The 10,929-nt window shown below is 31.6% G+C and carries 12 protein-coding genes and 1 pseudogene; 3 read left to right on the top strand and 10 right to left on the bottom strand.

Going from position 1 to position 10,929, the window contains the following annotated elements:
• Positions 1–172 precede the first annotated feature (172 nt).
• From AC1DKZ_RS32020 to AC1DKZ_RS31990, 7 genes are all read right to left on the bottom strand, one after another.
• Positions 173–670: a DinB family protein gene (locus tag AC1DKZ_RS32020; protein ID WP_431181790.1), complete on the bottom strand. Its 498-nt coding sequence runs from the start codon at positions 668–670 to the stop codon at positions 173–175.
• A 97-nt stretch (positions 671–767) separates the two neighbouring features.
• Positions 768–1,226 carry a GNAT family N-acetyltransferase gene (locus tag AC1DKZ_RS32015; protein ID WP_476997902.1) on the bottom strand — a complete coding sequence of 153 codons (459 nt, stop codon included), beginning with the start codon at positions 1,224–1,226 and terminating at the stop codon, positions 768–770.
• A 97-nt stretch (positions 1,227–1,323) separates the two neighbouring features.
• Positions 1,324–1,998 (bottom strand): HAD family hydrolase, encoded by a 675-nt coding sequence (locus tag AC1DKZ_RS32010; RefSeq protein WP_476997901.1) that lies wholly within the window; start codon positions 1,996–1,998, stop codon positions 1,324–1,326.
• Between the two features lie 29 nt (positions 1,999–2,027).
• On the bottom strand, positions 2,028–2,729 hold the full coding sequence (locus tag AC1DKZ_RS32005; RefSeq protein WP_427328003.1) for a 5'-methylthioadenosine/adenosylhomocysteine nucleosidase: 702 nt from the start codon (positions 2,727–2,729) through the stop codon (positions 2,028–2,030).
• 17 nt (positions 2,730–2,746) lie between these two features.
• On the bottom strand, positions 2,747–3,499 hold the full coding sequence (locus AC1DKZ_RS32000; RefSeq protein ID WP_016091569.1) for a WecB/TagA/CpsF family glycosyltransferase: 753 nt from the start codon (positions 3,497–3,499) through the stop codon (positions 2,747–2,749).
• A gap of 12 nt (positions 3,500–3,511) precedes the next feature.
• On the bottom strand, positions 3,512–5,128 hold the full coding sequence (locus AC1DKZ_RS31995) for a M3 family metallopeptidase (RefSeq protein ID WP_476997900.1): 1,617 nt from the start codon (positions 5,126–5,128) through the stop codon (positions 3,512–3,514).
• A 113-nt stretch (positions 5,129–5,241) separates the two neighbouring features.
• Positions 5,242–6,531, bottom strand: a complete 1,290-nt coding sequence (locus tag AC1DKZ_RS31990) for an APC family permease (RefSeq protein ID WP_242309443.1) — start codon at positions 6,529–6,531, stop codon at positions 5,242–5,244.
• 142 nt (positions 6,532–6,673) lie between these two features.
• Between AC1DKZ_RS31990 and AC1DKZ_RS31985 the strand changes: the two genes are divergently transcribed.
• The gene (locus AC1DKZ_RS31985) at positions 6,674–7,108 is read left to right on the top strand and encodes an Lrp/AsnC family transcriptional regulator (RefSeq protein ID WP_002136807.1); all 435 of its coding nucleotides are present in this window, start codon (positions 6,674–6,676) and stop codon (positions 7,106–7,108) included.
• A gap of 92 nt (positions 7,109–7,200) precedes the next feature.
• Here the strand turns inward: AC1DKZ_RS31985 and AC1DKZ_RS31980 are convergent.
• A pseudogene (locus AC1DKZ_RS31980) lies at positions 7,201–7,530 on the bottom strand (hypothetical protein); the annotation flags it as partial.
• A 98-nt stretch (positions 7,531–7,628) separates the two neighbouring features.
• Between AC1DKZ_RS31980 and AC1DKZ_RS31975 the strand changes: the two are divergent.
• On the top strand, positions 7,629–7,832 hold the full coding sequence (locus AC1DKZ_RS31975) for a hypothetical protein (RefSeq protein WP_060749956.1): 204 nt from the start codon (positions 7,629–7,631) through the stop codon (positions 7,830–7,832).
• Positions 7,833–7,902: 70 nt separating this feature from the next.
• On the opposite strand, the gene AC1DKZ_RS31970 is transcribed toward AC1DKZ_RS31975, so the two are convergent.
• Complete coding sequence (locus AC1DKZ_RS31970) at positions 7,903–8,763, bottom strand: DegV family protein (RefSeq protein WP_002142141.1); 861 nt, start codon at positions 8,761–8,763, stop codon at positions 7,903–7,905.
• Positions 8,764–8,988: 225 nt separating this feature from the next.
• Between AC1DKZ_RS31970 and AC1DKZ_RS31965 the strand changes: the two genes are divergently transcribed.
• The gene (locus AC1DKZ_RS31965; protein WP_431181796.1) at positions 8,989–9,420 is read left to right on the top strand and encodes a GNAT family N-acetyltransferase; all 432 of its coding nucleotides are present in this window, start codon (positions 8,989–8,991) and stop codon (positions 9,418–9,420) included.
• 363 nt (positions 9,421–9,783) lie between these two features.
• Here the strand turns inward: AC1DKZ_RS31965 and AC1DKZ_RS31960 are convergent.
• The coding region (locus AC1DKZ_RS31960; protein WP_476997899.1) for a BC_2427 family protein at positions 9,784–10,929 on the bottom strand (1,146 nt) is incomplete at its 5' end.

Here is a 10,929-nt window from a genome sequence, read left to right as displayed (position 1 = left end):
TTGAATTTCGTTAAAAATAATTTTACCCATTCTCCGTACCTCATTTCTATCGTTGGTTCCATTATAACGAGGTTTTTTGATAAAAATACACAAAAACCCCGAATCATGGGGCTTTTTTTAAGTGTCCATGATTCGGGGTACAGTTCAGTATCATTCACGGGATCTTTCTTTATCAGTTAACAACTTGATTTTCATTTAAAAAATTAATAATCTGCCTTTTGTGATGGTTATCGTGATCTACGAATTCTTTAATAATATATATTAGAGAGTACGGCATTCCAGTATGAGGACAATATGATACTCCATTGGCAGTTAAATGTTCCTTTAGCTTTCCAATAGACAGTCGGTGAAGCTCTTGAACAAGTAAATCTCTTTTAGCTTTTGCTTCTTCAAGAAGTTTTATCTTAGATATACCTGATTTTGCATAATTAGAGGCTAGTTTATTATATGTATCAAAGTCAGGGAACTCCATTCCCTGTCCATCTCTCACTGATGATAATGTCTCACGTAAAAGATAGTCATCCCAATTCATAATATGAGATACAATCTCACCAATAGTCCATTTCCCCTCTGATATTGGCGCTGTCCACAATTCTTCTTTCATACCTTTCAATGTAGTTATCCACATTGAATAATCTTTAAAATCATTAATAATTTTATTTTCTCCCATCATCTAATCCCCATTCTAATAGTAGATTCAAATAAATTATACCATAAATCCACATAAGTTAGAACGAACGTTCCCTTTAAGATCAAATAATAATTCACTACATTCTTTTATCTAAGTTTAGATAATGGCTTGTTCCTACATACATTTTCCCTTCCACAAATCCACTCGAAGTATAAAACTGATTCCCCTGTTCTGTATCTGTGTGTAAGACAACGATAGTAAAATAGATTTTTGCATCGCCTAAGATTCTCCCTAACAGTAACTTTCCTAATCCTTTTCGCCGGTAATCTTTTGCAATATAAAATCTCCTTAATCGACCAATCTTATTATCTTTCGTATACGGATCTTGATTTAATCCTCCAATTCCAATTAACGTATCCTCTCGAAAGATTCCATATAAACATTCTCCTGTTTTACTAAACGTATTTCTTTTACTTTCATATTCATTTATTAGTTTTATTAAGAACTTAAATCCTTCTTTTGTACTTTCTTCGATAAGATGATCGATCTCATATTCTAGTAAATCTTCAATTCGTTTTATTTGTATATCTTCCAGCCTAATCTCCCACTTTCTCTATCCAAATGTATCTTTTTGAAAAATAAAAATGCCCAAGAATATATCATCCTGAGCATTCATTTGAATGTAAACTTATTCATTTTGTTATGTACGTATTCTTCAATTCTGGTAATATCCCCTTCAGTTCCATTAAATCATCAATTACTAAATCAGCATGAGCAAGTTCATCTTCTTGTGCAAAATCAAAATTACATCCAATCGCAATTAAACCATTATCTTTTGCAGCGTTAATATCCGATAAACGATCTCCAACTACCGCTGCCTCTTTTATATCATATTTCATCAAAATGCTTTTTACTAAGTCACCTTTATTTAGCGAGTGTATTTGTTCAATACTGAATGTTTCCGTAACCCATTGGTCTAAATCATAATAAGATACGATTGCTTGTAAATATTCCGTTAAGCCGTTACTAGCAATGTAAACAGAACAATTATTTTCTTTTATAAAACTAAAAACTTCCTTTACATTCGGATATAAAGCACCATTTCCACTCTTTATATTTTCAATTAGTCTTTCTAAAAAATATGCATCTGTTTGTTCCCTTACTTCATTAGAATGATTCGGTAATAAAGCTTCCCAAACTTTAGGTAAAGGTACACCCATAATTTCACGGTATTTATCAATAGGTGTTTCCGCATCCCATAATTGTAGTGAGCGTAAATGATCAAATGTATCATCTAGTGATAATTCTAAGATTTTATCTGTTTGAAATAAAGTTCCATCCATATCAAAAATTATTGCTTGCAACATTTTATACTCTCCCATTCTTTACGTATTAATTACAATACAGTTTTACTCGAAATATGTTTAAGCATCTCAACAATAATTTCTGAACAATAATTCGCTGCGGTTTTCGCGAAATCATCATATGAAACTTGCGCTGAATCATCTGCACTGTCAGAAATGCATCTCAAAACGAGAAACGGTATGTCATTTATATAAGCAACATGTCCAATTGCTGCTCCTTCCATTTCTGTACAATGAGGTGCATATTCAGTGACTAATTGCTCCTTTAATTTTGAATCCTCGACGAAGCATTCTCCGCTGACGATTCTTCCTTCATGAACAGTAATATTTAAACTACTACTATTAACAGCTTTTCGGGCTAAATCTCTTAATTCCTCGCTTGCATGAAACGCTTCTTGAAACGGAAATAGATTCTTCATTTGATTTTTATTAACATCATGATGCGTAACATTTGTAGAAATAACTAGATCGCCAATTTTCACATCCGGATGTAATCCACCCGCAACACCTGTATTAATGATAGAATCCACATCAAATTTATTAATTAAAATTTGTGTACATGCGGCGGCATTTACCTTCCCTACACCACATCGCGTAATAATAATTTCTGTATCCATGAAGTTTCCTTTATAAAAAGGTATTCCCGCAATATTATGTTCCTCTTTAATAAGTAGTTTTTCTAATAGTAATTCTATTTCCGTTTGCATTGCTCCGATAATACCGATTCTGTTCATGTATGTAGTCCCCTTTGTTAATTTGTAATCCCTTTAATCCTCTCCGCCATAACCGAAAGTAAAAACTTCGGCAATACAAGTTGTCTCTTTATTCTTTTTGGCTGCGACATTAATCTATACAACCATTCTGTTCCAGTATCTCTCATTATTTTCGGTGCTCTTTTTACAGTACCTGATATTATATCAATCATGCCGCCTATACCAATAGATAGTGGCACGTTTAATGTTTGTAAGTTATCATAGATGAATTCTTCTTGTTTAGGTGAACCTAACCCTACCAACAATAAATGCGGATTGAATTGCTTGATTTGAGCTTTTACTTCTTCTATTTCTTCACCGTTTACAAATCCATGCTGTCCTTTAAAATGTGCATATGGATTTTGCTCTTTTAATTTTTCTAATGCTTTTTCATTACTTTCTGGTGCAGCTCCAAAAAGAAAGACACGATATCCATTTTCATTACAACATTTTATTAAATCGCGAGTTAAATCTGCCCCAGTAACACGCTCTTTCAACGTTCCTTTTAATATTCTCGATCCAATTATGACACCAATCCCATCGGCTGTTATTAAATCCGCAGATAGTAACATTTTTTCAAACTGCTTTGATGTAGCCTTGTTTTCCTTAGCTGACATAACAATTTCAGGATTTGCAGTTACTACAAATCTTGGTTTCTCTTGTTTTTCATGTAGCCAACCTTTTAATAAACTTATAGCTTTTGCATATTCTAAAGTTGAAAAAGGTATTCCTTTTATAAGCTGATGATCCACTATACTCTCCCCTTACGTAAGTTGCATATATTCATCAATGTCTTTAGAAATTTGTATAAAAGCTTTATTCCAAAATTCATACTCTGTCAAATCAATATCAAAATGTTTTTTCATCAATTCTTCAACTGGAGCCTTTCCTGTTTCTCTTAAAAACTCTTTATACCTCAAATGAAATGCATTTTTATTTTTATTTTCCTTTGCTATTTCGATTAAACTAAAACTCGCTAAATACCCAAATGTGTATGGATAATTGTAAAAAGGAACGTCTGCTATATAAAATTGAATGTATTTCATCCAAACAAACTGCTGATATTCGCTTAATTCATTTCCGTATGCTTCTTTTTGTGCCAATATAGATAATTTTTCAATTTCATCAGCACTTAAAGGTCCTTCCTTGCATTCTTCATAAAATTTTTTCTCAAACTGAAACGATGCCCGAATTGCCATAACATAATTAAAACTATTTCTGATTTTCCAGCTAAGCAATGACTTTTTCATCTCTACACCATCTGTTGTTTGAATTAAATAATTCATGATTACCGTTTCAAAGAAAATAGACGCTGATTCAGCTGTACTCATTGGCAGATAATCATCTAAAAATGTTGTAGATTGTTCAAGACTCATAACAAAAAAATGCCAAGCGTGTCCCAGTTCATGAGCAAGTACTCTTACACTATCAATTGTTCCATCATAACGAATTGAAATGCGAGATTCTTTTTCACTGAAAAAAGGAGCACAAAATCCACCCGGCGGTTTATTATCTCTCGGTTCAGCGTCGATCCAGCCATTCGCTATTGCATTCTGTGCGAACTGTGCCAATTCTTCATCTATATTTTTTAGTGCATCATATATGTTTTTTACTGCTACTGAAAAAGGAATAACAGTCTCATTACTTTCTTTCCATGTCATTAGCTCGTGCCATGTAATTGAATTCTTTCCTTTTTTATAACCGTTTAACGCAATTACTAGCTTCGTAAGATTTTGTTCCGTTACATTCCACATTTGGGATAATGCAGTTTCAGAGATGCCATTTGCTTGTAGTGATTGTTTTAAAATCTCTGTTCCTTCCATTCCATCACTTTTAGCATGACGTAATTTTCCTATTTGATTCAATACAGTAGCAAAGATATCTTTTTCCTTATTCAAAGCATTTGTAAGAGAATCAAATACTATTAATCTTTCATTATGATCATCACTATTCATCGCAACGTAATTTGCTTGTCCAAATGATAAAGTCTCTTTATCGTGTATTACTTCTATTTTATTTCTTAATTGTGTATACATATCTTCCCAAGCTTTTAATTCATTTTCTATTAGTTTAATACTTGAATGATTTGTATTAACACTTTGTCCCTTACTAGATTCTATTAATAGTTGAACTTCTTTCTTTAATTGATTTACTTTTACACTTAGTAAAGTATTTTCAGGATGCTTCTCATCTTCAGCAGCACGGCAATATAAGTAATACTCTGCTTTTTCGATAGCCTGTATAAGTTGTGAAAGGATTACAGAGTCTTTTGTTGCTTTATATTCTATAATTAACCGTTCTATAGAAAATATAAGATCTTGTTTATTAGAATATAGTCTGCCTAAATCCCATTTAGTTGGAGCTTGAATAAGTATATTCATTTTAATAGCCTCCTATTTTTACAAATAGTTACAAAAATTTAATCCCTCCATAATTATATATGAATCCCCAATATTTAGATATATCTAAATATTGAAACTTAAACGAATGTATTTTAACATTCCTTATTCTGCTCCCTCCCATTTACAAGTCTACCTTTTATGCAATATAAATAGCATAAAGACGCTAAAGCTACAACTATTGGAATAAGTATGACTCCTCCAATAAAGGGATAAACCGCTATACAACATGTAAAAGCTATTATAGAAAAGATTTTACCTAATCTATTATTTATTAACTTAACTCCGGCCGCAGTACCGACTATATATGTAACAATCCCTAACGAGTTCGGTATTAATACGATTCTATCTATACTAATATGAAAAACGAAACATATTAACAAACCTATTATTGCAATAAAACCTACAACTTTTATTGCATTTGTTGGCGCTGCTCTTTTTACATTAATACTTGCTAAATAACGAGGTGCAACTTCTTCCTGCCCTAGCGAATAGCCTAAACGGCCCATGCTTGCGATAAATGCATTTGTCGTCCCTAAGCAAATAATAAAAGCTACAAATCCAATTAACCATGCAAATTGATTACCTAATGTTTGTTTTATTACAAGTACTAGAGCTGTAGTATTATCAGCATTAATATGATATGATTTTGTTCCAATTACTGATAATGCAATCCCCATATATAAAACTCCAATAATAATAATTGCAAATCCTGTAGACAAAATAATATTTCTTTTTCTAGGTGCTTTAAATTCTGGAGCTAAACTCGCAATTGCTTCCCAACCGAAAAACGACCAAAAAATTAATAATGACGCATCTAAAATCGGGTTTACTGCTTTCATAGAAATATGTACATTTATATTTTTCATTTCAATATAAGGTAGTGAGCTTATAATTGTTACGATTAAAATAAAAAAAGTTAATACACCGATACATACTTGAAATGAACCGCTCATTTTTAATCCAAATAAATTAAAGCCGATAGAAATACTTACTATGATTAACCCGATAATATAAGAAAAATACGATGGTAAAGAAAAGACTTTTACTATATACATTCCACCTGTCAGTGATACAATGATTTGCCCAACACTACCTGCGATAAAAAAACACCACCCTACAATCGCACCTACTTTTTTACCAAAAGCCTTCTCAGAAAAAGTTGCAATTCCCCCTGCACTTGGATGCTCAATAGATAAAAAAGCGAATGTTAATGCAAGTGGGATACTAAGTAAAATCATAATAAGCCAAGAAATAATCGCATTCCCTTCCGCTATACTCGCAGTCATACCAGGTAAAATAAGAATTCCTGATCCTAAAACTGCCCCTACATATAAAGCTGTTCCCTTTTTAATAGAAATTGTTTCATTGAAATGATTAGACATTACATGCACCTCCATTTATATTTTAATTATAGAAAGTTATCAGTCTATTCAACATTCAATTGTGTATGTAATTTAGCATTAGATTTTATATTATGCATGTATTTCAAAAATTTACTTTCAACTTTGCAAAGGAGCATGAGTAATGGATGAGATTGATAAGAAAATAACCCTATTATTACAAGAAGATGCCAGGATGACAATTACAGAAATGACTGAGCATCTACACCTTAGCCGCCCTAGCGTTACAGAAAGACTAAAAAGGTTACAAGATGCAGGAATAATTGAAAAGTATACAGCACGGATATCACTAGATACAGTTGGAAAATCAATTCAAGCATTTTTAAGAATCGAAAATTTAAAGATTCCATGCAAAAAATTTGAGGAGAAAATATACGAAGAACATAGAATACTTGAATGTCACCGAGTAACAGGTGAAAGTAGCTATTACTTAAAAGTAGCGGTTCACTCAATGAAAGAATTAGAGGAATTAATTGATATCGTTATACCATTTGGTACAGTAAAAACTTCTATGATTTTATCATCACCGATACCATATCGACCGATAATTGTAGAATAGTAATAAAAAGAGGTTATCCAAAAAGTATAAAACATCATACTCTTTTGGATAACCCTTTACAATTTATAGGAAGCTTTGACTAAACTTCTTTTTTAATCCACTTTATTTTCAGCGGATATTTTAAAATACTTAGCAGGTAATTTATATGAGCGATTCTCATTATAAAAGTTACCTAATTCAAAGGATAATTCAGCAACTAATCGATGTTGCTTTTTTTCTACTCCCACGTCAATTGCTTTTTGCATATTTTTTTCATATTCATAATAATCTCCACGTATATTGAATATTTTAGCTTTCAAACCATATAGTTGGACATGTGCAATTGGTACATCATAAATCGATAAAAAATGAAATGCTTCATTCATAACTTTATTAACATTTTTCCAATCTTTAAGTTCTATGTACACCTCTATCATGTTTCTCCGATAAAAATTCACTCAATTTCATAGATGAATTACCAATATCGCATCCTAGTAATTAGTTTGTCGAATTATTTAGTAAACTCGAAAGGAAGATAAACATGATTGTAAGACTTAAAGATGAATCCGCACGAAAAATAGTAAGATATGTTGGAGGCGCTGTTTTACTTTTAATAATCGCTTCTTTCCTTTATCAGTGGAAAAATGACTTAGTAATTGATCATACTGAAAGAGTCAGCTTTGCACTAGCTATCACTACTTTCCTATCTACATTCTTACCTTTTAAAGAGAAAGTTAAGAAGTAATTACATATTTTTCATTCGCATAAAACAATTATTTTAGAATTTAAAAAGGATTGATCAAAAGATCAATCCTTTACTCTACTTCATTTAAGAAAAATAATGTTAACGCACCTGGTCCTGTATGCGCTCCGATTGCTGCTCCAATTGTATTTACGATAAATACTTCACAGCCGAATCTTTCAGTAATTAATGCTTTTAATGCTTCGGCAGTTTCTAAATCATCACCGTGTGTCATACCGATTGTTTGACCTTTAAGGTCTTTCCCGCGCTCTTCCATAATATCAACAATTCGGCTTAATACTTTCTTTTTCCCTCGTACCTTTTCAAGTGGTACAAGTTTTCCTTCATCCACATTTAAGATTGGCTTAATGTTTAGCAAACCACCGATGAAACCGGCTACTTTACTTAAACGGCCACCTCTAACAAGGTACTGTAAGTCAGCTACAGTGAAGATATGCTCCATATGCTCCATTAGAAAAGCGACACGGTTTAATATTTCTTCTTTCGATGCGCCTTCTTTTGCCATTTTTGCAGCCTCTAATACGACAATACCCTGACCGAGTGAGGCACATTTTGTATCGATAATTTCTAAATCTAAATCAGTGTATGTTTCTTTCACTTCTTTTTTAATGAGAACTGACGATTGATATGTACCAGACAATTCAGATGAAAAAGCTAAATATATACAAGGGTTACCTTCTTTTGCATAGGAAACAAATTTTTCTTGGAATGTTTCAAGTGAAGGCAATGACGTTTTATAAACTGCGCCTTCTCTCATTTTTTGCAGTAATGTAACCGATTTTAATGTAACCCCATCTAAATACTCTGTTTCTGCTTCATCATATACACGGAGTGGAATTAAATCAATATCATATGCTTGCAGCAATTCTACCGGTAAATCCGCCGCACTATCCGTAATGATTTTAACACCCATTTTTAAACCTCTATTCTGTTATAAATATAAAAAATATAAAATAAAAATAGTACTTTTAAATTATATACGTAAAACTTAAATGAAGAAAGGAAAAGACTTTATATTGTATGCACTATTATTCAAAACTTGAACTGCAAATAAAAATGATTTCATTTTAACCTCTTTTTACAAGTTATTACACTGTGTATAATGAGAATATTACATTTTTTCTGAGGGAGGATACATATGAGTATTCAACTAGCTACATCTAATGATTTAGAATGGGTTAATAATCATTATGAATCGATAGGATTTGTACCAAGTGATTTAACACGAGACACAGTTGCGATCATTACATATAACAACGAGTATGCAGGTGTTGGACGTTTAGTCCAAATAGATGAAGGTACTATTGAAATGGGTGGAATTTTTATTCTCCCTAAATTTAGAGGTCTACAATTAGCTGGGAAACTCGTTTCATTTTTAGTACACACTGCGAAAAAATTACAAATACTAAATGTGTATTGTCTTCCTTTCGAGGAACTAGAAAACTTTTATAAAAAATATGGCTATACTGAAGTCGATACTACGAAAGAAGTTGTCCACTCAATTATTCTAAAAAAATATAATTGGTGTTTGGAAAATTACGATAAACATGTTTTACTATTTAAGTTGTGAGTTTTGTAAAAAAGGAGTCAATGCACTTTGTATTACACATCAGATTATACAAGAAATTATCTGTGAATTAGCTTCTTTATTCAAACAACATCTACGCCACATTTTATGCCTGTTTTTAATAAGTGTTAGCAAGTTCGTTGACAAACTTGTTAGCACCTTTTTAAAACATAAACCTGAAGAAATTCATACAATTAAGTAACTATCCTAGCTAGCAATAATATCATCCTTCATAAATATTAAAATGAATTCATTGAGGATAAACCGTTTGGAGGATATTCTATAGCACTGAATGATTTACAAAAGATTACGCATTGATACGCTACGAATAAAAATAATGAGCTAATCAAGGGAATATAATCATTTTTATGTAATTCGCACTTGTACTTCCTGTTCTTGTATCACTTGAATGATTAATTCCAATACAATATTTTGTACTAACTGATACACATTGTCATGAAATGTACTTTGTTCTGATATGTATTCAATACATTGATATATATATCCTTCTACCAATAAGCTCCCTTTTTCAACTGTAAATTTATTTTGTCCATTCTTTTTTACTTTTGGTACTAAAAATTCGGTTTTTGTCAAAATAATCTCCTGTTCCACCTCTTTTATTCCTATGACTTTTTCTGTAAATACCACTTTTTCTCGTAAACTAATTTCACCTTTATATTTTCCTATTTCTACTGGTAGTCTGGCTGTTATATAATTATTTACTTCTCCTTCATTTCCACTCTCTAATATTATGCTGTGAATAGGAATCCATGAAGATGTCTCTACCTTATTCTCTTCATTATTCCCTTTAACTTTTTGATTATATAATTCAACAAGCATTCTCTTTTCATGAAGATTTAAAGAAACTAATTTACAATAAGCCTCCGAATGATACTGTTGCACTGTAGTTAATAACTTAGAATCTAATTCACGCCCCTCCGCATATTTTTCATTTCGAAATACAAATGCATCTTGATTTTTCACATTTATTTTTGGAAATACATTAAAGCTAGACACTTCTGAAATAATAGAAAATGGCGTTTTCACTACCATTGAATGCACTGAAGTCTCTATTTTTGATCCTAAACCTATACTTTCTCTCTTTGATTCAGTTTCTTCACTTTTTTTCTCTGATTCATTTGCTACTTCTACTTTCTCTAATCCAATCACTTTATTTTCTTTTGCTGGTTCAGTCTCTTCACTTTCTTTGTTTGATTCAATTGCTTTTTCTTCTTGCTCTAATTCTCTTTCTTCATATTCTTTTGCTGATACAGTTTTTTCACTTTTTTTCTCTAATCCAATTGCTTTTTCTTCTTTTGCTGATACAGTTTTTTCACTTTCTTCCTCTAATTCAATTGCTTTTTCTTCTTTTTTTGATTCAGTTTCTTCACTTTCTTTCTCTAATACAATTACTTTTTCTTCTTTTGCTGATCTAGTTTTTTCACTTTCTTTCTCTAATTCAATTGCTTTTTCTTCTTTTGCTGATCTAGTTTTTTCACTTTCTTCCTCTAA

Source organism: Bacillus sp. 05T21, assembly GCF_056396785.1.
This window is presented reverse-complemented; position numbering and strand designations above follow the sequence as displayed.

What these genes read in the sequence shown, in the direction of transcription:
- AC1DKZ_RS32020 (WP_431181790.1), bottom strand. Translation starts at nt 670, where the DNA reads ATGGGAGAAAATAAAATTATTAATGATTTTAAAGATTATTCAATGTGG.
- AC1DKZ_RS32010 (WP_476997901.1), bottom strand. Translation starts at nt 1,998, where the DNA reads ATGTTGCAAGCAATAATTTTTGATATGGATGGAACTTTATTTCAAACA.
- AC1DKZ_RS32005 (WP_427328003.1), bottom strand. Translation starts at nt 2,729, where the DNA reads ATGAACAGAATCGGTATTATCGGAGCAATGCAAACGGAAATAGAATTA.
- AC1DKZ_RS31995 (WP_476997900.1), bottom strand. Translation starts at nt 5,128, where the DNA reads ATGAATATACTTATTCAAGCTCCAACTAAATGGGATTTAGGCAGACTA.
- AC1DKZ_RS31990 (WP_242309443.1), bottom strand. Translation starts at nt 6,531, where the DNA reads ATGTCTAATCATTTCAATGAAACAATTTCTATTAAAAAGGGAACAGCT.
- AC1DKZ_RS31985 (WP_002136807.1), top strand. Translation starts at nt 6,674, where the DNA reads ATGGATGAGATTGATAAGAAAATAACCCTATTATTACAAGAAGATGCC.
- AC1DKZ_RS31975 (WP_060749956.1), top strand. Translation starts at nt 7,629, where the DNA reads ATGATTGTAAGACTTAAAGATGAATCCGCACGAAAAATAGTAAGATAT.
- AC1DKZ_RS31970 (WP_002142141.1), bottom strand. Translation starts at nt 8,763, where the DNA reads ATGGGTGTTAAAATCATTACGGATAGTGCGGCGGATTTACCGGTAGAA.
- AC1DKZ_RS31965 (WP_431181796.1), top strand. Translation starts at nt 8,989, where the DNA reads ATGAGTATTCAACTAGCTACATCTAATGATTTAGAATGGGTTAATAAT.